The sequence below is a fragment of the Flavobacterium sp. 316 genome (assembly GCF_000967805.1).
GTDB lineage: Bacteria > Bacteroidota > Bacteroidia > Flavobacteriales > Flavobacteriaceae > Flavobacterium > Flavobacterium sediminilitoris.
On sequence record NZ_JYGZ01000001.1, the window covers coordinates 543,822 to 568,415 of the forward strand.

The following is a 24,594-nucleotide window of genomic DNA, read 5'->3' on the forward strand; positions in this document are numbered from 1 at the left end:
TTGTAAAGTTTGTATTATTATTAATTTCAAATGTATTTAGTCAATTTACGTTCCAATTCATTTTTTATGTCAAAATGACGTATTTTTTGCTATTTTTATCTTTTTAAACATCAAAAACAAGTCATATTGGCTTATTTTTTGCTATTTTGACTGAACCAATATTCAATATTATGAAACCAATATTTTTATTTTTCTTAATTTTATTTTCTTGTAATGAGAAAGTGAAAGAAACTGAAACTATAATTGAACACATAAAATTAGAGAAAGGGGATTTAAAATTGCCTAATTATGAGTTACTAACAGATTTGAATATAAAACTTGAACAGCCCAAACCAGGTGAATGGTTATATAATAATCATGAAAAAGAACAATCTTATAGTGATTATATAAAATCAAATCCTGTTTCCCCTTTTAAAGATATAAATATCATTTATATTCAACCTATAGGTACTTTTACTCCTTGGGAACAAAAAATAATAAATTGGAACACAGAATACATTGAACTTTTTTTTAATTTAAAAACGGTTCAACTTCCTTCTATTTCAGAAAATAGTATACCTAAAACTCAGCAAAGGTTTCATAATGGTAATAATCAGTTAAATGCATCATATATTATTAATAGTATATTACCTAAAAAAACACCAAAAGATGGAATTGTTATTATGGGAATTACTGCAAAAGATTTGTATCCTAGACCATCATGGAATTTTGTTTTTGGATTGGCTAGCTATAAAAAGAGAACTGGTGTTTCTTCTATTTTTAGATACTCAGATGGATCAATAGATGAAACAAATTATTCCAAATGTTTAATGCGTATTATAAAAACATCGGTTCATGAGATAAGTCATATGTTTACAATTAAACATTGTACTTACGCTATTTGCTTGATGAATGGTTCAAATAATTTAAGAGAATCTGATTCTAGACCAAATGCACTTTGTACTGAATGTTTGTCAAAATTATCATGGAATTTGAATTTTGATAATGTGGCTAGATTAAATAAATTAATTTCTTTTATGGAGAAGCATCATTTAAATGAAGACGCATCTATTTTAAGTAAACAAAGAGATATTATGCTTATTAATAAATAACCTTTTTAAGGAATTTTTGTTATGTAAATATGTAAAAAAGCTAATTTTAAAGCTTTTGTATTTTAGTAACTTTGTAAAAATAAAAAGATAATTATGAGTTTTTTAAAAAATATATTTGGTGGAAGTTCAAATGAGGATAAAGAAAATAGGGAAGAGGCTAAGTTTTACACTTTAGACAGTCAGTCGCAATTAGATGAAATTGATGCTATTTCAAAAGATAAACCTGTAGTGCTTTTTAAACATAGCACAAGATGTATTATCAGTAGAACTGTTTTGAGACAATTTGATAATGGATTTAATTTTAGTGATTCGGAATTAGACTGGTATTTACTGGATTTATTAAATCATAGAGATATTTCTAATGAAATAACAAATCGTTATGGAATAATGCATCAATCTCCTCAAATTTTAGTTGTAAAAGAAGGAAAGGCAGTTTATAATGCTTCACATGAAGGCATTGCTGTTGAAGATTTAAAACAATTTGTATAAAAAAAACGCTTTCAAATTTGAAAGCGTTTTTAATTTTTAATTATTGTTTAACGAATTTCTTTAAGTATTCTTTATTATCAATAGTGAAATTGATAAAGTAAATACCACTAGCAAATTCAGAAATATTAAGTTGTTGTTGGATTAAGTCATTATCTGAATTTAATTTCATGTTTTTAATACGTTTTCCAGAAATGTCAAAAATATCTAAAGTAACGTTTTTACTTTGAACATTATTAATTTCAAATGTAATTTCATTTATTGCAGGATTTGGATAAAGTGAAATTTCACCATTAAATTCTAACTGTTCATCATTCTCATTACTCGCTTTTGCAGCACAACTAGTTGCTGTTACAGATCTGCTTCCGTTTGAGTTATTTAATGTTCCAGAACTATTTTTAGCCTTAATATAATAGGTATAAACTGATCCTGCATTAATTAAATATGTATTTAAAAATGAATTTCCTGTTACATTACTAGCATATAGATTTCCGTTTCTATAAATATCATAAGAAGTTGCATTTGCAGAAGTAGTCCATGTTAAGTTAATTGCACTTGTTGATCCACTGCATGTTGCTGAAGCTGTTAAAGTAAATGATCCTGGAGTACAAGCAGCAGTTCTAGTTAGTGTTCCATTTGAATTATTTATAGAACCAGATGCATTTTTAGCTTTAATATAATAAGTATATGTAGTTCCAGAAGTTACGTATGTATTTAAGAAAGAAGTTCCTGCTATGTTACTAGCATATAGAGAACCATTTCTATATATATCGTAAGAAGTTGCATTAGCAGATGATGTCCATGTTAAATTAATTCTACTAGAATTGTTAACACATTCTGGTGTTGCAGTTAATGAAAAACTACCAGGAGCAGAAGAAGCGCTACAAGTAATATTTAGGTTAGATTTTAATGAATTGAAGTAAGATAATGCAAATTTATCTCTCCAAGTATTACTATTTAACTTTGCAGCATCTGTGGAGTGGTCTACAAACCCTATTTCGTTTAAACAAGCTGTTGCTGATGAATAACGTAAAACGCCTAAATGGTAAGATAAATAAGAATTATCTTCTACACAACGTCTGTTATTAAAAGAACCATTAGTAACCATATCTGCTTGAATTTTTTTAGAAAAATTGATATCTGGAGTAGTGCTAGTATCATCATAAGTACAATAGAAAGTTTCAGTACCAGTTCCGCCACCAGCATTACAATGAATACTAATAAGTCTATCTGCATTCCAGTTGTTTGACATTTGCGCTCTTTGTGTAACTGAAGTCCAACCATTTATGTTTGTTGTTCTAGTCATATTTACAGTTAAAGCAGAACAGTTATTTTGTATTAATGTTTTCGTTTTTAAACCTACTGCTAATGCAGTTTCTATTTCTGTTGCAGTTCTTCCATCTGGATTGTTACTTGTAGAAGAGCCATATCCATGACCTGGATCTATTACTATTATTTGTGCATTTATGCAAAATGAAAACAATAATATGGTAAGTAGTGTATATAGATTTTTCATAATCGTCTTATTTTATGTTAAATGAATATATTCGGCCTGTTTTATCATCAGAGAAAAGTATTCTATCATTTTCTATAAATGAAGGAAACATTTCTGAAAAAACTTCTGTATTAGTAAGTTTCTTTGGACTATATTTTGCTGGACTGAATATATAAATTTCAGAATTATCTATAGTGTGACCATCAGAGCTTTGGTCTAAAAAGCCAATTAAATAGTTATCGTTTGGAGACCATGATGTGGCAATTCCAGTTCCTATTTTTATACTTTCTTCTTTCCCATATATATCATATACATATATATCTGCACCGTTGTGTACTGCTACTTTTTTTGAATCATGAGATAATAGTGCATTGTAAAATTGTCCCTCATCATTAGTTACAACCCAATCTTTTTGAGAAATTAAATCCCTAGCATGAATTTTTAATGTTTCTAAATTTGTATAAACAACGATTTGAGATTCATTCTCTTTGTAGAAACCATTAAAGGAAGGTAAATAATTATGATTAATCTCAGGAAGTTCAGTAATTTCTTTATTGTTTATAGTATAGCTATACGTTTTTGAATTAGAATAGAATTCATCCTTGTTTTTTTGTTTAAAATAGAATGATTCGCTATTTCTATCCCATGAATAGCCGTAACCACTACCTTGTTTTTCAGAAATTTTATTGACTTCTTGCGTGCTTAAATTTAATAAAAACACACCGTTAAAATGTTCATTGGTTAGTAATACAAATTTCCCATTTGGTGATACTACAGGATTTGTAAAATAACCTTCTAAATTGATTCTTTCAAGATTTTTTAATTCTTGAGCATTGCTTATAGTAATACTAAAAGCAAACAGAAAATAGTAAAATAGTCTTTTTTTCATGTTTATTTGTTTTATATTATACAAGGTAAATGTAATATATTATTTAAAAAAAATGTTAATTATTTTGTAAAATAAACATTAAAAACAAAAAAACACATTGTTTTGGCAATGTGTTTTAACTATTATATAGATAATATTACTATCTAAATCTATTATTTGTTATAATTCCTTTTAGTTTAATTTTTAAATCTTCCCCTGTATCATATATCATCTGTTCATTACTAGGAAAAGGAACAGCTCGTCTTTCAAAATATTGGTAATAATCAGCTTCACAAGCACGTTTGTCACCATTATAATTAGCATAGATGTAATCAAAAATAAATTCACTAGTAATAGGAAAAGCATTAATTAATTGATTGGTTCTAAAATCTACATAATCTATTTTAGCTGTTACTTGGCATGATTTGAATTGTGTAAATTCGTAAATATTAACTTTAATTGTTTTAAAGTTGTCTACTTTAATTGCGTTTCCAATACTATCTTTCACTACATTTCCATTCGAATCTAAAAGTGTTTTTGTTCCATCTTTAATTTGCTTTTCTTTAATGAATTGTTTTTCACGAACCTGTTCAGGAGAAATAACAATACCTCTAAAGTTAACAATCATCCCATAGTCATAGTTAATGTTTTTTTGACGATTGTTATGATACACAGTCCATTTATCATTTATTCCATACGTACTAAAATCTAGTAAATCATCTTGTAAACGAGTAGGGATAACCATATTTGTTTCATTTTTTGTATATACATGAACAAAATCGGTTCCTTTTAATTGAGCTTGATCCATTAAAGCTCTCACGTCTTTATAATTAGGATTTAATTCATCTAAATAACGTAAATCATCAAAAGCTTGGCGAAAATCCATTTTGTTTTGAGAAGTCATTAATTTTTTTGCATTTATGTATAAAAAACCAGATAAATTATTTTTACTGCTAATAATTTCATCAGAATAATCATCCATAGGAAAAATAGCATTTCTACCTTCTTTTAATAAAGGAAGAGGGAGTAATGGTTTAATTCTTTCCTGACGCGATCTCATTTTACTATACAAATTGTAAATACGTTCATAATTTGCAGGATTATTTTCTTTAATTAATAAGTTTAAAGAAGATTGATCACGTTCTTTAGCTTTAGCAAATGATTCTTCTAAAAGATAAACATAGTCTTGTTTTCCTTTGGCTGTTTTGTTTGTACGTAATGCATCTACTGCATTTTCAATTGCACCGTCGTAGTTTCCATTACTAAGCATAGATTGTGTTTGTTTTACACCACAACTAATGATTAATAAAAATAGAAGAATAAAAGTAATTTTTTTCATAAATAAATTATTTTGGCAAAGATAAAATTTTTTAGAAGTAGAAAGGCGGCTCTCTGTTATATCTTTTTGTTTTTTTTAGCAAGACAAAAAAGATGCCAGTTTTATTTGATCTAAAAAAAACTCCAAAAAATATTTTTTGGAGTTTTTTATGAATTTTAATTATTATTTTAAAATTTTAAATCTACAGCAGGAAGTAGTTTACTAGAACATTCACCAAACCCAATTCTTATGTCAGAATTTTGGCAATATCCTCTAATGATTACAGTGTCATTATCGTTAATAAATTTTCTTTCACTACCATCATTTAGTTTTATAGGATTTTTTCCACCCCATGTTAATTCTAGCATTGAGCCAAAAGAATCTTCTGTTGGTCCAGAAATAGTTCCACTTCCCATCATGTCACCAGAATTCACTCTACAACCATTGACAGTATGATGAGTTAACTGTTGGCACATTGACCAATACATATATTTAAAATTAGAATTAGAAACCACAGTTTCTTCTGCATTTTCTGGCTGAATCGCTACTTGTAAATTAATATCAAAAGCATGATCGCCACTTTGTTGTAAATAAGCTAATGGCTCTGGATTTTGCTCTGGACCTTTAGTTCTAAAAGGTTCTAAAGCATCCATTGTTACAATCCATGGAGAAATTGATGAGGCAAAGTTTTTAGCTAAAAATGGTCCTAATGGAACATATTCCCATTTTTGAATGTCACGAGCACTCCAGTCATTAAAAAGAACCATTCCAAAAATATAATCTTCTGCTTCACCTATAGGAATTGCTTCACCCATTAAGTTTGCGTCAGTAGTTATAAACGCTGTTTCAAGTTCAAAATCGACTAATTTTGATGGTCCAAAAACAGGTTGTGTTTCACCAGCAGGTAATGTTTGTCCGTTAGGTCTTCTTACTGCAACTCCACTAGGAACAATAGTTGAACTTCTACCGTGATATCCTACAGGAATATGAAGCCAGTTTGGTAATAATGCATTATCTGGATCGCGAAACATTTTACCTACGTTTGTAGCATGTTCTTTAGAGCTATAAAAATCAGTATAGTCACCTATTTGAACAGGTAATAACATTTCTACATCTTTCATGTCGAAAATAATAATATCGCAATGTTTTTTATTATCACGAAGTTTAGGATTTTCAGCATCAAAAATATGTGCTAATCGGTTTCGTACTAATCGCCATGTTTTTTTACCATCAGAGATAAAGTCATTAAGAGTATCTTGCATGAACATATCATCTGTAAGCTCAATTCCTTCAAAATATCCTAATTGTTGTAATGCCCCCATGTCTATTGCAGAGTTACCTATTCTAGTTCCTATGGTAATTACATCTTCTTTAGTAATGAAAACACCAAAGGGAATATTTTGAATAGGGAAGTCACTGTTTTCAGGGACATTTATCCATGATTTTCTCTTCGGATCGTTTGCTATATTTGGCATAATATAATGTTAATTTGTTGTTGAAAAATTATATACCAAATATAAACTTTACTGGTTATTTAACAAACCTTTTTTGTAAATTTGAATAAATTTTAACGAATTACTAAGAAATGCAACGCGACGAACAAATTTTTGACCTGATTCTTGACGAGCAAGACAGGCAAATTCACGGAATTGAACTAATTGCCTCAGAGAACTTTGTAAGTGACCAAGTGATGGAAGCTGCGGGTTCTGTATTAACAAATAAATATGCTGAAGGATATCCAGGTAAGCGTTATTATGGAGGATGTGAAGTAGTAGATATTGTAGAACAAATAGCAATAGATAGAGCAAAAGCATTATTTGGGGCTGAATATGTAAATGTTCAACCGCATTCGGGTTCTCAGGCAAATACAGCAGTGTTTGCAGCTTGTTTGCAACCAGGTGACAAAATATTAGGTTTTGATTTATCACATGGTGGTCATTTAACTCATGGTTCACCAGTTAATTTTTCAGGTAAGTTATATTCTCCTTCATTTTATGGAGTAGAAGAAGAAACAGGATTATTAAATTACGATAAAATTCAAGAAATTGCATTAGCTGAAAAACCAAAAATGATTATTGCGGGAGCTTCTGCTTATTCTAGAGATATGGATTTTAAACGTTTTCGTGAAATTGCAGATAGTGTAGGGGCTTTATTATTAGCAGATATTTCTCATCCAGCAGGATTAATCGCAAAAGGATTATTAAATGATCCAATTCCTCATTGTCATATTGTTACTACTACTACTCATAAAACATTAAGAGGTCCTAGAGGTGGAATGATTATGATGGGTAAAGATTTTGAAAATCCATGGGGTTTAAAAACACCTAAAGGTGAAACTAGAATGATGTCTCATATTTTAGATATGTCTGTTTTTCCTGGAAATCAAGGAGGTCCTTTAATGCATATCATTGCGGCTAAAGCTGTTGCCTTTGGAGAAGCTTTAACAGATGAGTTTTTCAGATACACTATGCAAGTTAGAAAAAATGCACAGGCTATGGCTGCTGCATTTGTGAGTAGAGGATATAAAATTATTTCTGGAGGAACAGATAATCATATGATGTTGATTGACCTAAGAAATAAAAATATTACTGGAAAAGAAGCTGAAAATGCATTAGTAAAAGCTGAAATAACAGTAAACAAAAACATGGTTCCTTTTGATGATAAATCACCATTTGTAACATCAGGAATTCGTGTAGGTACATCAGCAATTACTACTCGTGGTTTAGACGAAAACGATATGGAAGTTATTGTAGCTTTAATTGATAAAGTAATCATGAATCATACTGATGAAGCAGTCTTAGAACAAGTTGCTGAAGAAGTAAATGATTTAATGGGTGAAAGAGCTATGTTTGTTTTTTAATTGAAAAGAAACAATATAATTATAAAAAACTCCTGAGAAATCAGGAGTTTTTTATGTTTAACTATTCTTGTAGTTCGTAGAAATCGAGTTTGCCGATTTTTATTTTTAAATTTTTTACTACTTCAATTGCTTTGTAGGGTTCTTTTATTTTTTCATTATTAATTTGAACTGCTCCGCTTTCTATAAGTCGTCTAATTGCAGAATTGGATAAATCATTTTTGAAAATTTTGCATAATTCTACTGTTGTTATTGCTTTTGTCTGTAAGTTTAAAGTACTTATTGAAATTTGTTTAAAGTTTTTATCTTCAAATTTTTTATTTTGAAATTGATTTGTAAAAAAAGCTTCTGCCTCTATTGCTGCTTTTTCACTATGATATTGTGTTATAATATTTTTTGCAATTATCTTTTTAATATTCATTGGATTTTCTCCATTTGTCAATTGTAGACTTATTTGTCGTTTTTCATCTTCTGAGAAATGGGTTGTTAAATTTAAAAACTCCATTATTAAACTATCAGGTATTGACATGGTTTTTCCAAACATATTGTTAGGCTCGTCGGTTAGTCCGATAGTGTTATTTAAAGACTTACTCATTTTTTCAACGCCATCAGTTCCTCTTAAAAGAGGCATACACATTACAGTTTGTGGTGCCATTTCATGTGCTTCTTGTAATTGTCTTCCCATTGCACAGTTAAATAATTGATCAGTTCCTCCCATTTCAATGTCGCATTTTAATTGAACAGAATCAAAGCCTTGTAGAATAGGGTAAATGAGTTCATGCATTGCAATAGGTGTGTTTTCGGTAAAGCGTTTGTTAAAATCCTTGCGTTGCATGAGTTGAGCTAGCGTTATTTTAGACATAAGTTGTAAAACTTCCGAAAACGGTAAACAATCTAACCAATCGGAATTGAAAACGATTTTTGCTTTATTTATGTCTATAATTTTGGAGAGTTGTTTTATATAAGTTTCAGCATTTTGTTGTACTTCTTCTATACTTAATGGTTTTCGGCTTTTATTTTTTCCTGTTGGATCTCCAATCCTAGCAGTAAAACTACCAACTAAGATTATAATTTGATGCCCATGATCTTGAAATTGTCTCATTTTTTTAAGCACAACAGCATGTCCTAAATGTAAATCAGGAGCAGTAGGGTCAAAACCTAATTTGATTTTTAATTTTCGATTTTCATTTTTGGCTTCTTGTAGTTTTTGTTCTAATCCGTTTTCAGGTAATATAATTTCTACATTTTCTTTTAGTAATTCTAGTATTTCCATTTTTTTTAAATAAAAAAGCCCGAACGTTATGTTCGGGCTTTAAGTTTATAGTGTATTAATTTTATATCAACAATGTTGTTTAGTCTTATATACATATACATTTATGCCCATTATTGAGCAATAATAGGTACTGAAAAAAGGCAAACGTAATATGTTTTTTAGGAATTTCATTCTAATACAAATATACATTTTTTTTTAAATTCTTACAATTTTTTGTTTTTTAGTAAAACTGATTTATAATTTTTTTAAAAAATTTAGATTGGCATCTTTTTTGTTTTTCGATAAAGTAGTGTTCCATATTTTTATAATTCTTGTGTCATTTCTTTTTTTTATTTCAATTTGCCACGCTTTTTGTTGCAAATTCAAAAAAAAAATAAAATTTGCAACAAAAAGCGTGGCAAATTTATTTTTTGAAAATTAAAGACACAAATTTTAGGAACGAAAGTAAAACATCACTACAAAATAATTTAGATATGAAAAAAGAAACCATTTTTAAAGCAAAAATGCTGATACCACAAGAAGAAATGGCAATGTTGCTTAATGTAAGTAGGAGCCAATGGTCTATGCATAAAATAGGATATCGTGGTTTACCTGTTAAATCGAGAGAAAAATTTGGTTTTTTATTAAAGGTTGCCAGTGAATTGCCATTGGAAAGTCTCCATAGAAAAACAATTGAAAAACAACAAATACAAGAACAACTTGTAAAGTTAGAAGCAGAATTAAAAGATGTTGTTATAAAGCAATTTCGTTTACAAAAAAAGTATAAAGAAACAGAAAACAAATACCAAGCAGCAATGCGAACAATAGATTTTGTAAATTTAGCATTGTCTAAAAAAAAGTTTGTGGATTTTGAATATGAAACCTTAAAAATAATAGAACGTAAAGCTATGGAAACGGTAAAGAGGTACAGTCTATATGAACAAACTCAGTTAAAAATAAAACTTAAAACTTTAGAGCTTCAGCATAAATTATTAGAGAAAGCATTAGTTAATAAGTAATGTCAACTCTTCTATCAACTTACAGTTAAAACCAAATTATATATTAAACATTGTAGTGAGAATATAAACGGTTTGCTTCATTTTTTCTATTTATTTTGGAGTTTAGTAACCCGAGCTAAAGACGAACTGAGGAAGTATTTTAATTCATTGTTTTTGCTTCGCATGCAATAAAACCTTAGCTGTGTTCACGTAGTTTTTATTTATAGAATTCATATTTGTAGAAATATTTATTTACAATTTTTTCATTTGATCTATAATATTTTATTTTTTCTTTAATGATACTTCCTTTTTCATTATAATAAAATTCTTGAATTATAGATGGTTTTTGAGAGTTATACAGATATGTAATTATTTTTTTAATGTAATCATCTTTCCCGTATTTATAATCATATTTATAATCTACTTTACCATCTCGTATTATCATTTCTTTTATTAATCTGCCTTTTTTATCATATTTATATAGCATTATATAATCAACTTTTTTTAACATTTTGATTTTATCTTGAGAAATTCTTACACTTTGTGAAAGCTTATTTTTGTTGTAAGAATATAAAAAATTAAAAGTATTTTGAGATTCTTCAGAAACAGAATATATTAAATTATTGTCATCATCATAAAAAGAATGTTCTGTCCATTCTTTTTGATTTAAACTATTAAAAGACATTTCTTTAATTAAATTTCCAATTGAGTCATATTCTTTTTCGAATTCTAAATATTTATCTGCAAGTTCTTCAATTCGGATTATTTCATCATTATTTATCAAATCATTTATAGATTCAATTTTAAAGATGTAAGAATATGGATTTGTATTAGTTAATTTTTCATCATCTTCAAAATTATTGTTCTTCGTATATATTTTTTTATTAAAACCATTTTTATCATACTCATAGTAATCAATATTTATTCCAACGTTAGAATGGAGATAATATTTTTTAGATATTTTGTTGTTTTTTTCAAAAATATTTGCTCGTATAGTTGTTAAATATTTATTATTCCAATTTTCACCAACATATTCATTTGAATAACTAAATATCAAATTTTTTACTGAATCAAATTCGCGAATATTTATAATAGTATCTGATTTATACTGAGTGATTTTTTTAATCTTTTCAGGAATATTCTTTTTTTCAAAGGTTAATTCGGTTGGATTAACTTTTGATTGACTAAATAAAAAAAAATGAAAAAGAATAAATATTAATGTTAGATTTGATTTAAGCATTTCTTTAAATTATGTACAGCGTCAGTTTGTATAAAACCTCCATTTATTTTAATTTGTATTATAAAATCAATTAAAAATAGCGTATTTAAGCTACACTAAAAAACTTTTTTGAATGTAATCATTCAACATTAATTGGCTTAAGCTAAAAAATAAGTTTTTGTAAAAGATAATTTTATAGGTAAGGTCAAGTATGCCTAAAAGTGAAGTTAAACATTAAAAAAATAACAGAAAAACTACTCTAAAAAAAAGAGGCATAATAGCCTCTTGATTTTCTCTTTCATAATTTTTTGATAATTCCATAAGGGTGAATTCGGAGTCGGTTTACTTCATTTTTTCTATTTATTTTGGAGTTTAGTAACCCGAGCTAAAGACGAACTGAGGAAGTATTTTAATTCATTGTTTTTTTTTCAAAGATAGTATTGTGTGTGGGGTATTTCACAAAATAATAAAAGGGTATTGTTGTTGGTTTTAACCCAAATTATGCATTAGACATTATTTGGGTTTAAAACATTTGTTTTCTTTTTTTGTGGAAATGGTACTCTTTTAGAGTAAATAGTTTTTTAATTGATTGGTTTCGCTAAGGATATATTTTGGGGCTACTATTTTTAGTTCTTCTTCATCTCTGAATCCCCAAGTAACGGCAATGCTATCGATATCTGCATTTTGTGCGGTTACTATATCAACTTCTGTATCGCCAACAAGAACTAATTTATCTAGAGGTAGTTTTAATGTGTTTGCAATGGCTAATGCTCCTTTTGGATCTGGTTTTTTATAGCTATCGGATTGTCCTATTATTTGTTTGAATTTTATTGTTGGGAAAAAATGTTCGGCACATTTGCAAGTGAGTTCATGGGATTTATTAGAAAGCAGTGCTATTGGTTTTCCAGTTGATTGTAGTGTTTCCAGAAGTTCTAAAATGCCTGTATAAACTTCGGAATGTGTTGTGTAGTTGTTTTGATAGTTTAGATGAAATTCCTTTCCTATTTGCATTATTGTTTCTTCTTTTCTATGGTTTTGCGGAAGACATTGTGCTATGAAGTTTTGGGCTCCATTGCCAATAAATTTTCGATATTTTTTTGAGGTGTGTGTTGGGAAATTATTTTTTTTCAAGAGTTCGTTCATGATATGGGTATAAATTCCTAGTGTATTTAGTAGGGTTCCGTCTAAATCGAATAGTATTCCGTCATATTTTTTTTGGATCGTCATGTCTTATTTGCTTTTTGAATTATTGGAAGTTTGTTTTAAGTGTTTTTTTATAATATTTTCAATTTTAAAAGTAATTCAATTATTTTTGAAAAAACTTCCAGTAACGTATATTTTATTAGATTTAAATCGGGCTGTTATTTAATTAATGAGAGGCTGTCTCAAAAGTTAGATCTTATTCAACTAAACTTGTTTACTACGTTAGTTCACTTTGTTTGTGCTTGTTTCTTTAAAATACAGAATTTCAGCATTCATTAGATTCCAAAATAAATCCGAAATGACAAGTTTCATTACTTTTCAGACAGCCTTTTTGCTTGCAATTTTTATTTGTTTTTTTTCAATTCATTTTTCATTGCTTCTACTGTTTTTCCACCAACAGCAATGTCGCTGTCGGGTATTTCTTTTATGGAAACGAAGAAATATTCTTTCGGAATTCCAGTAATTTCTACTGATAGTTGTGTTAATTGTGCTATTAGTTTTTGTTTTACTTTTTCGTCGAGCTGACCAGATTCGAATGATAGGTATGGCATATTGTTTTCTTTTATTAATTATATACTTGTTGTTTGTACTTTTATTATAGAAAAATGTTCTAAACTACGGTTGGTTTTTGTGTACTTTTCTTTGTTGTTTTTTGAAAATTAAACATGGTATTATTGTTGGCTAGGTCTTGGGTTGGAATTTCTTGATAAATGTTCCAATGTGCAGCAATTTGTCCGTTTTCCATTTGAAAAAGATCATATAATGCCGATTTTTTTCCAGCATATATTCCTTCGCTAATAGAAAGGACAAAGTTTCCTTCTCCAAAAATAGCATGTTGTTCTTTATAGTGTGGGAAGAAAACACCGTCTTGGATGGCTTTTATCAAACTAGGAATTCCATCTACTAGTTGTGGATGATGTTGTTGAAAATTGGCTTTAAAATATTGAGGTATGATTGCTATTGTTTTGTTTATGTTTTTGCTAATGAGCTGATTAAATAGGGCTGTTATAGTTGATTTATTGGCTGCTGTTTTTTCTTTATCTTTTATTTTCGTTTCACCGTCAAACAAAGATCTTTTAGATGGGTTTAGTGGTGTTGTTTCTGTCATTACATTCCAATGTTCTGTAATGATTCCAAAGGTATCGAAACGGATGATATGAAAAGCCACTGCTTCGTTGCAACCCAGTGGAGTTGCGTTTTTCCATTTGTGATGCATTATTATGTGAGAACCATCTTCTAGCATACGAATATTTTCTATTTTACTGCCATGCTCTTTTAGTTTGGGTAGCATGGCAACAAATGCGGCTCTGCCAGTTGGAACTTTTAGATTGTGTTGAATATAGTTTTCATGTATCATATACTCAATAGTTGCCTCATCGTAGGCGTTCACTGCGGTATAATATGCTTTTGCTTTTCTTTTATTTGTCATTCTTTGTTTTATTTATTGGTTGCTTTTTATGTAAAGCTTTACAAGAGAAAACGGATATTATGCGTTTGCAACAAACTTATTGTTAATGGTGATTTCATATCAAGAAAAAAATCATCATTTTCTTTTACAGTAAATTCAAATCACAACTCGTATAATATTTACTTTTTGGACTGTTTGTTTTTTAATTAAACGAGCATTGAATTTTCATTTTTAGTGTATTTATGGAGAAAATGATTTATTAAATCATCAATTTCATTTAAAGTTCCCGCTGCTTCAATATAGGAATCGGGTCTTACTAAAATGATTTGATTTTTATAATAATCACTTGCTGTCCAAAGTTCGTTGGCTGAATTGTTGGATTGAATTTGTATTAATTCTACAAAATCGGGTAATTCTATTTCTATTTTTTTATTGCTAAAACAGAGTAGGGTGAACTTTGTATAGTTTAAAAGCGTATAGAGACGATATTGTTTGTTTCCATGGTTTACATCGATGTCATAGATTCTTGAACCCGCTAATCCACTTTCACTGTAGCGAATTCCCATACCTGTAATGTTTCCTGCTCTTTTTTCTACAATTTTGACATAATCTTTAGCGTGTGTGCCATCTTCTGAATATTTTGTTGAACGAACAAGTTCTCCAGAACTTTTTATTACACTTAGTGCTACTGGTTTTCTTTCATTTTCATAGGATTGAAGTAGGCTACTGTCGGCTCCATGATTTTCTATCATACTGATTTTCCAAATTAAGTTGAATGCATCTGCTAAACCAGTATTAAGGCCTTGTCCTCCGTTTACTGAGTGGATATGGCAGGCGTCTCCTGCAAGAATTACTCGGTCTTGAATAATATAGTTTTCGACTACAGATTCTTTTACTGAGAAATGTGAAAACCAAACGAGTTCTTTAATTTTTATGGTGTGTGGTGCCATTGCAATATTTATTCTTTCCATTGCATCTTCTATAGCAAAATCTTTTCTGTCCATTCTAATGTAGAATCGGTCTATTTTTCCTTCTCTAGGAATCCAAGCAACGTCTGAAGTTTCCGATTGAAAAACAATGATTTCTGGAACTTTTGTAAAATCGGTTTCAAAAACAGCATCGATTACAGCCCATATAATTTGTGGACGTGAAATTTCAAACGGTATGTTGAAATGGTTTCTAACAAAGGAGTGCGACCCATCGGCTCCAATTAGATAGTTTGATTTTACAATATCTCCATTAGAAAGGGTACATTCACATCCTTTTTCTGTCACTTGAATAGTTTCTATTTTTGTTTGTCTGATTACAGGAGCATTAATTGCTTTTAGTTTTCCATCTAATAGTTTTTCAATAAATGCTTGTCCTAACATTAAAAAATGTTTGTGGAAACAACCTTCAAGTTCGTCCCACCAATTCGATTGACGAGAGACAAATTTTCCCTTTTCCCAAATTGAACTGGTGTTGCAGGGTAATCCCTGTGGGTATAGTTCTTTAAATAAATCAACAATTTCTAGTAGTTGCAATGTTCTTGCATTGAGTGCGTCTGCTCTTCCTACTTCTAATGGTCCTTCCGATTTATCTATTATGGTAGTTTTTAAGCCTGAAAGCGCTGCTAAATAGGCACAAGCTAGTCCTACTGGTCCAGCACCTACTATGAAAATATCTGTTTCTATTGTTCTCATTTTGTATATATTAGATGGGGATTGTTTAGTGGAGGTGTTCCAAGTAGTTGTATGCGTCTAAGATGTCTTGGTGCTCCTTTAGTAAAAGGTTCTCTTCCGTGTAATAATGTACTATTGTCTGAAAACACAATATCTCCTGTTTCCCATTGGTGAGTGTATAGGTATTGTGGTGAATAAAGGGTTTGGTTAAGGTTTTGAATAAAACTTGCCACTTCATCTTCTGGTATGCCTTTTACTTCAAAGCCTGGGTGATTTACGAAAGAAGTATCGTTACTGTTTGGTGGTTCACAAAAGCGTATTACTGAATATTCTTTTTCATAGTGTTTATCAATGATTGGAGCTATTGTTTTACTATCATAGAACTCCATTTTTCGAGAATATTCACAGGTTATTTTACCCCAATATTCTTTCTCGGTTGCCGATGCGTTTTCTAAAATTTTTTTGGTGTTGGTAAATGTGGTTCCACCGCCATTATTCTCTCCTGGTGCGTTTATGCAATGAAATACTTGTGTTTCACAAATTTGTTTGCGATACATGCCGTCCCAATGTAGTGGAATATAACTATTGTCGAAAATATGATCTTCTGGATTTTCTTTTTCTACAAGTTCTAAGACTTTTCCAAAAGGCCAAAGGCAAATTTCTCCAAATTTCTCGCAATATTCTGAAAACTCTTCTGCGCTAGCAAAGCTTGTAAAGCCTCTCAAAGCAACTAAATGCTCATTGGATAGGATCTCTCTTAGTTCTTTAATGTCTAAATCGAGAATATTTGTTTTTCCATTAATTGGTTCGATCAATAGACCGAACGGATTTAATTTTGTTGTTTTAAAGTTCATGTTTTGTTGTTTTTTAATTTTGTGAAATAAGCTCATAGTGACTAGAACGTCCATATTCGTCAAGTACTAATTTTGAATTTAATTTTTTTACTTCGCTGTGTTTCATTAGTATGAATCCTTTGTTTGTGTTTACTGCTACTGCGTGCCAAGGTGTTGTCCAAGTTTCTATTCCTAAAAGTTGTATTCCAATTTTTTTGGCACCACAGGCTTGTGGGTGGATTGATAAACGAATAGCATCGGGAAATTTTTCTGCAATTAAGTCAGTCCAAGCATTACTTCGTATAATGGCTAAGTAGGCTTTTTCTTTACACTCTTTTTGTATTGCACTTTTAGATTGTGTTTGCCCAGGGAACATTTGATCTTCAACTAAAAAACGAGTAAGACCGCAATACATTCGGTTGGCTTCTATATCATCTGGATCTATTGCATCTTTTCCTCCTCTTTTTATTTTATCTTTTAAAAGATTTAGATCTTGACCGTAGTTTTTTAGTAATTCTGTACGTGCTTGATCAAAATCATGTATTTTTTTTATATCATCGAGGTTGAATGTTGAAAGTGCTGTTAACTTTAATTCATCTATGAGGCGGTCAATTTCGATTTGATATGCGGTTAAATGTTCTTCTGAAATGCCCACAATATCACTAAAAACCCTTCCGTCTGAACATATAATTACTTCTGCTCCAGGTTCGTAAATTTCTTGTATTTGTGAGCATAGGTCATTTAAAAATTGTAATGCTTGTTTTTCTGCCATGTCTGGAAGATATCCTAAAACTTTGGCTAGGTTGGGAGATTTTCCTGGAAACCCAGGTAATACAAATCTTATTTTTTTGTTTTGCATTATTGCTGTAGCCACTTTGTTTTTATGTGGGGCATGACATTTTGGACATTCTGTTGTGCAATTGTCTTGACATTCTTCAATCATTCTTCGAAATTGCATAACTCTACTTAAAACTGATTTGGCAAGATGGGTTGCTTCATTGGTACTAACGGCTGCTTCCTTTTTGATTTTTTCCATGATAATTTGTTTGATAGTTTAAGTGAATTCTAATTATAGGGCGTTTTCTTTTTGTGGATTTGTTGTGTATTGTTTTTTCTTTTTTCTTTTTTTAAAAAATGGCAATAATTATCCCTTCAAAAAGTTGACTTTTTTAAAATTTTTGTAATTTTTAGAATTTAACTTTGCTTAATTTTTTGTTTGTTTGAAGTACAAAGTTTGTTTTTATGTGTGTAAAAAACATTGAACTAGTTCAATAAAAAGGATTGTTTTACTACCTTTTTTAGGGTATTTTGTTTTAAAAAACATTGATAGTTTGTCCTTATTGAAAAAGGAGTTTGGGTTTGATTTTTTTAAAATAGGAGGGAGTAATACTAAAAAAGACTTCTGAGAATATTCAGAAGTCTAATGATATTTATTGTTGTTACTAGTGGTTTAATTATTGAATTCGAAACTACCTTCAATAGGTATTCCTGTCCTTTTCCCTCTTGGGCTTTCTTCGTCTGTATAGCTTAAATAAGTGATTACTTTTTTACTTTTGGTGTCAACTACTTGACTTATTGTTGTTCCATCTATTTCAATCCAATTAATAAAAAATTGATTTTGATTTAACAGATTGTAATTTACTTTTTCGTCTCCTTCGGCTATATTTCCTGCACTATCTGTTGTTTTCCAGTGTAGTGTACTATCTGAAATGTAAAAAACTTCTGCTTTTAATTCTGGATAGGTAATGATTGCTTTTTTTCCTATAATGCTATAATCATTAGTGGTGGTGGTTGGTAGAATTTCTCCTTCTTTTTTTTCGCAAGCAATAAAAAGTGTTAGGAGGCTTATTTGTGCTATTATTTTTTTCATGGTTTGAATTTAATTAGGAAATGGATTGTTTGTATTCAATGTTTTTACTTATAATGACTTCTTGATAGAAAGCTCTTGCAATTGCTACTGAGGATTGAGATTGCTTTTCTTTTACTAAATAATCATCGTTATTATTATAGCTTATACTACATGTTAACAAAATGACGATTGATAGTAGTTTAAAAATGTTCTTCATCTTTATTCTATTTTTTAATGAATGCAAAGTTGAGGTTTATTGATGTTATATGCATTGAACAAGTTCAATAAATCATTTTTACAGTTTGTTTTTTTGACATTTTGTGATTTTTCTGCGAATTTTGCTTAAAAACTCATGACTGATGCCAAGATAAGCTGCAACTTGAACATTGGTGAGTCGTCTGTGAAGTTCAGGATATTTTTCTATAAAATCAATATAGCGTTGATCTGCTGTTTTGCTAAGATTGTCTATCATTCTTCTTAGTAATGCTACATGCGATTTTTGGGTCATTATTCGGAACAATTTTTCTACTTGTGGTAGGTTTTCATAGGCAAATTCTTTGTCTGCATTAGATATTATTAATATTTCGCTATCTTCTAGTGCTTCAATAAATAAACCAGAGGGTTTTTGATTTGTAAAGCTATCAATATCGGTTATCCACCAATCTTCTATAGCAAAATGGAGTACTTGTTTTACTCCTTTTTTGTCGATGTGGTAAACCTGAAAGAGCCCTTTGTTTACAAATCCTTCAAATTTGCAAATTTCTCCTTTTTGTAATAAAAATTTTTTCTTCTTGATTTTCTTAATTTTAAATAAATTACAGAATTGATCCATTTCAGTATCGGAAAGGTTTATATGTTTTTGAATGTTTTGTTTAAGTTGGTTTGTCATAAAAATTATAAGCTAATACTGTGAGTTTATTCGATTGAAATTGTAAAAAAGACTTTGTTTTTTAGTATTCTTCTGTAACGTTTTGTTGGATATAATTTTCAGAATTGTAATCGTTTATATATGGTAATTTATGAAGAGTTCAAGTGTTTATTTGAACTCCTTTTTTTCCTTTTTCCTTTTTCCTTTAATTTTTGGTTATTTTGATAGTTTTTTTGAGATCATTACCTATAGTTTTATAGGAACAATATTGTGGTATTGATCCTGATTTTTGATTAGTTTCCATTTTGATGTTACAAATTTGGAAGTTTGGAAGTTGTTGGGTTCCAATAACAAACTAGAGTAGTGCGTTATTATGAATTTTTATGTTACTCTAATTTTTTTGTATTGTAACGTTTACTTGTATAATGATGCTATACTATCCGTAATAGGCTAATGTTATTAGCTTATTATTCCCGTATCTATTTAATTTTTAGAAGTATCACTTCTTGAAATAAACCTTTTAGGATTTCGATTTAAATTTCGATTTGGATTTTGTTTTTAAGAAATTTGAGACATTATTATTACTGTTGTAGCTTATTGAAATAATGTGAATTGATAGTGTTTTAAATGTGTTTTTCATATTTGAACTTGTTTGTAATACAAATCTCCGATGTATAATTGTAAAAAACATTGAACTAGTTCAATAAATATAAACTTATTTACTATTTGTAATTTTTCTACGAATTTTACTTAAAAATTCGTGGCTAATACCTAAATAAGCAGCAATTTGCAGATTACTGAGTCGTAATTGAAGGTCGGGGTATTTTGTTATGAAATCGAGATAACGTTGATCAGCTGTTTTACTAAGGTTATCTATCATTCTTCTTTGTAGTGCTACATGTGTTTTTTGTGTCATTATCCGGAACAATTTTTCTACTTGCGGCAAATTTTCATAGGCAAATTCCTTATCTTTTTTAGCTATTAAGAGTATTTCGCTGTCTTCAAGTGCTTCAATGAATAGGTTAGAGGGGCTTTGATTTGTAAAGCTATCAATGTCTGTAACCCACCAGTTTTCAATTGCAAAATAGAGTACTTGTTTTCCCCCTTTTTTGTTAATATGGTAAATGTGAAACAATCCTTTGTTTACAAAGCCTTCAAACTTGCAAATTTCTCCTTTTTGTAATAGAAATTTTTTCTTTTTTATTTTCTTTGCTTTAAAGAGGTTACAAAATTGCTCTATTTCATTTTCTGAAAAGTTTACGTTACTAAGGATGTTTTGCTTAAGTAGATCTTTCATCAAATATAAATGGATAAGAAGAGAATATTGTTTTGTTACAAATTTAATAGAATTTAGCAATTATTTATCTAACCATCTTTTAAATTCGGGCGTAATTGAAGTACTGGTTGTTACTTTATTTTTATAGTTTTTTATTTTTATAAGTAATCTATCATTGAAATACGTTTCTATTTTTTCAATGTAATTGATGTTTATTATTTCTCCTCTATTTATTTGAAAAAAAATATTAGGATTTAATTCATCAACTAAATCACTTATTTTTTCTCTAAATATATGCTCTTTTCCATTTTCATCAATAGCGACACATTTTCCTGAATCAGATAAAAATGCTGAAATAGTATTAGCATTTAGAATAGTTATTTCGTTGTTATTTTTAACTATAATTCGTTCTTTATATACTTTGTTTGTTTTAAGTAGAGTATTGGCAATTTTTTCCCAGTTTATGTTTTTTTCTTTTCCTTGTAACGTTTTAAGCTTTTGCATTGCAATTTCAAATCGGCTATAGCTTATAGGTTTTAATAGGTAGCCAATTCCATTTACATCAAATGCATCTTGATAGAAAGTGTCATAAGCTGTTGTGAAAATAATAGGACATTTGATAAGATCATTTCTTAATACAGAAAACACATTTCCATCAAGTAGTTCTATATCTGAAAAAACAAGATCTACCTGATCGTTTTCATTGTACCATTTTTTTATTTCTTCTTTGCTTTTTAAATGGGCAACAATCTCTATTGAGCTATCAAATTTTTGAAGATGATTACTTATTATTTCTGCATTTAGATCTTCATCTTCAATGATTATAACTTTCATAATTTATTTTATAATAGGAATTCTAACGAAATATTCTGTTTCTGTCTTTTCAAATTCTAAAGTGCAATTGAATAATAATTTATACTGATCTTTTAAATATTGATTGCCTATGTAAGAACTTGTATTTGTTTCTATTGGTTTTAGTTTGTTTTTTATGATAATTGTGTCTTCAATTCGCTCTAAATATACTTCTAAGGGATTATTTTCATTCCCGTAATTATGTTTTATTGCATTTTCAATACACAATTGTAAAGAGCAAGGTAAGATATAGCCTAATTCGTTTTCTATTTTAATATGTATAATATAAGCATTATTAAATCGTTTCTGAATTAATAATATGTATGATTTTATAAACTTTATTTCTTCGCTCAATGTTACTATTTCTTTTTGATTATGCTTTAAATAGTAGCGATATACATCTGAAAAATTGTCAATAAAAGTTTCCACTTCGTCAGGTTTCTTTTTGATTAAACTAGATAATATACTTAGGTTATTAAATAAGAAATGTGGTTCTAAATTTTTTTGTAACATTTTTGATTTAAAAACTTCCTTTTCTTTTTCTAAATGCTCAATATTAACCGCTAGTTTTTTAGAATTTGAAAAATGAAGATAAGCAATAGTATATCCACTAATATATAAGTGATTCATTGTTATTCCAAATACTATATTGCCAATTATCATATTAATACTTGTACTGAAATTGTAAATTAAATATCTATAAAGAACGTAATAAACACTAACCATTATAGAAAAGATCAATAAGGCTAATAAAAATGTCATTCCAATTTTTATAATTCTTTGAGTGTATATTTTTGAAATAATTTTCCAAGATAAATAAGTACTTAGGAAGGAAATTATAGAAATAATTATACTAAATATATGACCATCAATGTCATAAAAATCAACACTACCAAATTTTTTAGTTTGATGGAGTGTATAGGTCTGAATAGTACTTAATATAATTATAATAACTAAAACGACAATACTATTTTTAAGAAGTGAAATAATCTTTGCTTGCTTCATTTTGCAAATATATTGGTTGAAAGATAAAAAAGTGCAGCGAATAACTACACTTTTTTATCTTTTAAATTATTTTTCTACTATTAAAAAATCTTTTGTTTCACCTTTATCGTTTATAGTCTGAAATTTTGGTTCACCTTTATCATCAACATAAATCATCATTTTTAATTGGCCATCTGAATTTGCTATAAATAATCCTTGCGAATTTCCTCTTGTTTTACCAAGGAAAACAAGTTGCTTACTGCCATATTTTTTATGAATTTCATTCATCTTTTGTTTTCTTAATTTAACATCTTCAATCTTTTCAGCTTCAGTTATTAATTCATTACTTTTACTATAAGTACTTTCTTCTGGGTAATTATTAATTTGTAAACCTCTTTGTGATTGTATTTTGCCTTCTTTAACAAATTCTTGATTTGATAATTGTACTACCTGATCATTTTCATATTGATCCATAGATATAGACATTCCAGCTATAATTCCTTCTTCTGTTTTTTTAGATTGGTAAATTAAACCACCACATTCATCTCCTTCATCATTAAAAAATATCATTCCTGATGGTCTTTCTCTTTTTTCTGTATCTTTTCCATTCATTCTCCCTGAATGTTGTTTTTCTCTATTACTAATTACCATTCTAATAGTTCCATCATTCTCTAGAATGTTAATTCGTTTCACATTAATTTCTTCAAAACTTTCTATTTTTTTCATTTTATGAAATGAAAAAAGAAATAGTGACGCCATAATAATTGTCATTAGTGTTGAATAGGCTGTAAGTGCTTTTACTTTTGATGCTGTTGTTCTCATTTTTTTGTTTTTAAATTGATAATTATAAGGCAAATCTACAGGAGCAGCTTTAATTTTAAAATCAAAAAGAGATGAACTGAGGTAAAAATGAAATGAAATAGGGGAAAAGTAATTTGAAGCTTTTTTATTATTGTTTTTAAAAGAGTATTAGGTTTGTTTTTTCAATTTCATATATAAAATAGGAAAGGGCTTTCCTGAAAAATCTAATTCTGAACGATCAATAATTTCAAAACCAAAATGTTTGTAAAATCCAACAGCTTGCTCGTTTTGCTCGTTTACATCTACATTGGTTATTTTTAGTTCATTGATAGCATAATGCAATAGTTTTTTCCCAATTCCAATTCCTCTTGCAGTAGGATGTATAAATAACATTTCTAAATTCTGTTCTGCTACACCAAGAAAACCAATAATTTCATTTTGTTCGTTTCTTGCACTTCTCAATTCTACGGCATCTAAATAATTGTTTAAAATAAGCGGTTTAAAATATTGAATATCTTCTTCTTTTAAAAAATGATGTGTTGCTCTTACTGATGCTTCCCAAACAGCAATAACATTTAAATATTCCGATTTTTGTATTGTATCAATTCTAAACATTACTTTTTAAATTTATTTTAATTTATAATATTGTTTAATACTATAGATTATTGCTATCATTAATCCGATAAAACCACCTATATAACTAAAATTATGCATAGAGCTAACCATAATGAAGCTATTTGTATCAAGAAGATTTTTTGGAAAGAACCAATGGGAAGGAATATTATTTATAAGGAATGTTTTACCATAGAGTAACCCTATGAAACCTACAAATAATGCAATTCCAGTATTGATAAAAATAGCAATGAATGTTGTTTGTATCATTTGTTTTCCATTTTTATGGATAAACAACCCGATAATTCCTAAAAAAGAACCAATTATTAAACCAACCCACCATGTTGCAAGTGTTCCTACAATAGTTGCTCCAAATCTAGGGTTTCTTAGTTTTATTTCTGGATTTTCAATTGTTCCAATGTTTTCTCCTAATCCCCAATTTTCTAACCCGAATTGAATGAATTTAAATTTTGTATAGTATTCTTCTGAAATTGTATAAGTAATTTGATCATGAATAATACCATATAGTCCTCCTAAAAATGGAGAAATAATGATAATTAATAAGAATGCTAAAAATTTATACATTTTAATAGATACTTAAAATTTATATAAGAATTGGATTTATTAGTAATTTTTTTTACAAAAATAACTCTTTTCTGACAA

At 28.8% G+C, this 24,594-nt stretch carries 25 protein-coding genes; 4 read left to right on the forward strand and 21 right to left on the reverse strand.

Annotated features, from left to right (window positions below; translation table 11 throughout):
- Positions 1 to 170: 170 nt before the first annotated feature.
- Together SY27_RS02465 and ytxJ are read left to right on the forward strand one after the other, a co-directional pair.
- Positions 171 to 1,091 (forward strand): archaemetzincin, encoded by a 921-nt coding sequence (locus tag SY27_RS02465; RefSeq protein WP_052705090.1) that lies wholly within the window; start codon positions 171 to 173, stop codon positions 1,089 to 1,091.
- Positions 1,092 to 1,184: 93 nt separating this feature from the next.
- Positions 1,185 to 1,580 carry a bacillithiol system redox-active protein YtxJ gene (gene ytxJ, locus SY27_RS02470; RefSeq protein ID WP_045967088.1) on the forward strand — a complete coding sequence of 132 codons (396 nt, stop codon included), beginning with the start codon at positions 1,185 to 1,187 and terminating at the stop codon, positions 1,578 to 1,580.
- A 40-nt stretch (positions 1,581 to 1,620) separates the two neighbouring features.
- Here ytxJ and SY27_RS02475 read toward each other — a convergent pair whose 3' ends face one another.
- The 4 genes from SY27_RS02475 to fahA form a co-directional block, all read right to left on the reverse strand.
- Positions 1,621 to 3,093: an N-acetylmuramoyl-L-alanine amidase gene (locus SY27_RS02475; RefSeq protein ID WP_045967096.1), complete on the reverse strand. Its 1,473-nt coding sequence runs from the start codon at positions 3,091 to 3,093 to the stop codon at positions 1,621 to 1,623.
- 7 nt (positions 3,094 to 3,100) lie between these two features.
- Positions 3,101 to 3,961 (reverse strand): hypothetical protein, encoded by an 861-nt coding sequence (locus tag SY27_RS02480; RefSeq protein WP_045967097.1) that lies wholly within the window; start codon positions 3,959 to 3,961, stop codon positions 3,101 to 3,103.
- A 139-nt stretch (positions 3,962 to 4,100) separates the two neighbouring features.
- Positions 4,101 to 5,279 carry a hypothetical protein gene (locus SY27_RS02485; RefSeq protein WP_045967098.1) on the reverse strand — a complete coding sequence of 393 codons (1,179 nt, stop codon included), beginning with the start codon at positions 5,277 to 5,279 and terminating at the stop codon, positions 4,101 to 4,103.
- A 167-nt stretch (positions 5,280 to 5,446) separates the two neighbouring features.
- Complete coding sequence (gene fahA, locus SY27_RS02490) at positions 5,447 to 6,733, reverse strand: fumarylacetoacetase (protein ID WP_045967099.1); 1,287 nt, start codon at positions 6,731 to 6,733, stop codon at positions 5,447 to 5,449.
- Positions 6,734 to 6,843: 110 nt separating this feature from the next.
- Here fahA and glyA point away from each other — a divergent pair, with 110 nt between their 5' ends.
- A complete protein-coding gene (gene glyA / locus SY27_RS02495; RefSeq protein WP_045967101.1) occupies positions 6,844 to 8,118 on the forward strand; it encodes a serine hydroxymethyltransferase in 1,275 nt (424 codons plus the stop codon).
- 61 nt (positions 8,119 to 8,179) lie between these two features.
- On the opposite strand, the gene tyrS is transcribed toward glyA, so the two are convergent.
- Entirely contained in the window at positions 8,180 to 9,388 is a 1,209-nt protein-coding gene (gene tyrS / locus SY27_RS02500) for a tyrosine--tRNA ligase (protein WP_045967103.1), read from the reverse strand.
- Between the two features lie 473 nt (positions 9,389 to 9,861).
- Between tyrS and SY27_RS02505 the strand changes: the two genes are divergently transcribed.
- Positions 9,862 to 10,386, forward strand: coding sequence for a hypothetical protein (locus tag SY27_RS02505; protein ID WP_152640684.1), 525 nt, complete (start codon positions 9,862 to 9,864; stop codon positions 10,384 to 10,386).
- A 196-nt stretch (positions 10,387 to 10,582) separates the two neighbouring features.
- Here SY27_RS02505 and SY27_RS02510 read toward each other — a convergent pair whose 3' ends face one another.
- The 16 genes from SY27_RS02510 to SY27_RS02580 form a co-directional block, all read right to left on the reverse strand.
- Positions 10,583 to 11,605 carry a hypothetical protein gene (locus tag SY27_RS02510; protein ID WP_045967107.1) on the reverse strand — a complete coding sequence of 341 codons (1,023 nt, stop codon included), beginning with the start codon at positions 11,603 to 11,605 and terminating at the stop codon, positions 10,583 to 10,585.
- 543 nt (positions 11,606 to 12,148) lie between these two features.
- Positions 12,149 to 12,811, reverse strand: coding sequence for an HAD family hydrolase (locus SY27_RS02515; RefSeq protein WP_045967109.1), 663 nt, complete (start codon positions 12,809 to 12,811; stop codon positions 12,149 to 12,151).
- Between the two features lie 320 nt (positions 12,812 to 13,131).
- A complete protein-coding gene (locus tag SY27_RS02520; RefSeq protein WP_045967110.1) occupies positions 13,132 to 13,338 on the reverse strand; it encodes a tautomerase family protein in 207 nt (68 codons plus the stop codon).
- Positions 13,339 to 13,397: 59 nt separating this feature from the next.
- Positions 13,398 to 14,216, reverse strand: coding sequence for a nuclear transport factor 2 family protein (locus SY27_RS02525; RefSeq protein ID WP_052705094.1), 819 nt, complete (start codon positions 14,214 to 14,216; stop codon positions 13,398 to 13,400).
- Between the two features lie 185 nt (positions 14,217 to 14,401).
- Positions 14,402 to 15,877, reverse strand: coding sequence for an FAD-binding protein (locus SY27_RS02530; RefSeq protein ID WP_045967111.1), 1,476 nt, complete (start codon positions 15,875 to 15,877; stop codon positions 14,402 to 14,404).
- Positions 15,874 to 16,710, reverse strand: a complete 837-nt coding sequence (locus SY27_RS02535; protein ID WP_045967462.1) for a TauD/TfdA family dioxygenase — start codon at positions 16,708 to 16,710, stop codon at positions 15,874 to 15,876. The genes SY27_RS02530 and SY27_RS02535 overlap by 4 nt, the downstream gene beginning before the upstream one ends.
- A 13-nt stretch (positions 16,711 to 16,723) precedes the next feature.
- On the reverse strand, positions 16,724 to 17,725 hold the full coding sequence (locus tag SY27_RS02540; protein ID WP_045967112.1) for an L-tyrosine/L-tryptophan isonitrile synthase family protein: 1,002 nt from the start codon (positions 17,723 to 17,725) through the stop codon (positions 16,724 to 16,726).
- Positions 17,726 to 18,139: 414 nt separating this feature from the next.
- Positions 18,140 to 18,559, reverse strand: a complete 420-nt coding sequence (locus SY27_RS02545; RefSeq protein WP_045967113.1) for a hypothetical protein — start codon at positions 18,557 to 18,559, stop codon at positions 18,140 to 18,142.
- Between the two features lie 13 nt (positions 18,560 to 18,572).
- The gene (locus SY27_RS18640; RefSeq protein ID WP_152640685.1) at positions 18,573 to 18,755 is read right to left on the reverse strand and encodes a hypothetical protein; all 183 of its coding nucleotides are present in this window, start codon (positions 18,753 to 18,755) and stop codon (positions 18,573 to 18,575) included.
- Positions 18,756 to 18,833: 78 nt separating this feature from the next.
- Positions 18,834 to 19,427 (reverse strand): Crp/Fnr family transcriptional regulator, encoded by a 594-nt coding sequence (locus SY27_RS02550; RefSeq protein WP_045967114.1) that lies wholly within the window; start codon positions 19,425 to 19,427, stop codon positions 18,834 to 18,836.
- Between the two features lie 694 nt (positions 19,428 to 20,121).
- Positions 20,122 to 20,703: a Crp/Fnr family transcriptional regulator gene (locus tag SY27_RS02555; protein ID WP_045967463.1), complete on the reverse strand. Its 582-nt coding sequence runs from the start codon at positions 20,701 to 20,703 to the stop codon at positions 20,122 to 20,124.
- A 60-nt stretch (positions 20,704 to 20,763) separates the two neighbouring features.
- On the reverse strand, positions 20,764 to 21,516 hold the full coding sequence (locus tag SY27_RS02560) for a LytTR family DNA-binding domain-containing protein (RefSeq protein ID WP_045967116.1): 753 nt from the start codon (positions 21,514 to 21,516) through the stop codon (positions 20,764 to 20,766).
- Positions 21,517 to 21,519: 3 nt separating this feature from the next.
- Positions 21,520 to 22,539: a sensor histidine kinase gene (locus SY27_RS18070; RefSeq protein ID WP_052705095.1), complete on the reverse strand. Its 1,020-nt coding sequence runs from the start codon at positions 22,537 to 22,539 to the stop codon at positions 21,520 to 21,522.
- Between the two features lie 66 nt (positions 22,540 to 22,605).
- A complete protein-coding gene (locus SY27_RS02570; protein WP_045967118.1) occupies positions 22,606 to 23,340 on the reverse strand; it encodes a hypothetical protein in 735 nt (244 codons plus the stop codon).
- 147 nt (positions 23,341 to 23,487) lie between these two features.
- A complete protein-coding gene (locus SY27_RS02575; RefSeq protein ID WP_045967120.1) occupies positions 23,488 to 23,934 on the reverse strand; it encodes a GNAT family N-acetyltransferase in 447 nt (148 codons plus the stop codon).
- Between the two features lie 12 nt (positions 23,935 to 23,946).
- Positions 23,947 to 24,516, reverse strand: a complete 570-nt coding sequence (locus tag SY27_RS02580; RefSeq protein WP_045967121.1) for a hypothetical protein — start codon at positions 24,514 to 24,516, stop codon at positions 23,947 to 23,949.
- Between the last annotated feature and the right edge of the window lie 78 nt (positions 24,517 to 24,594).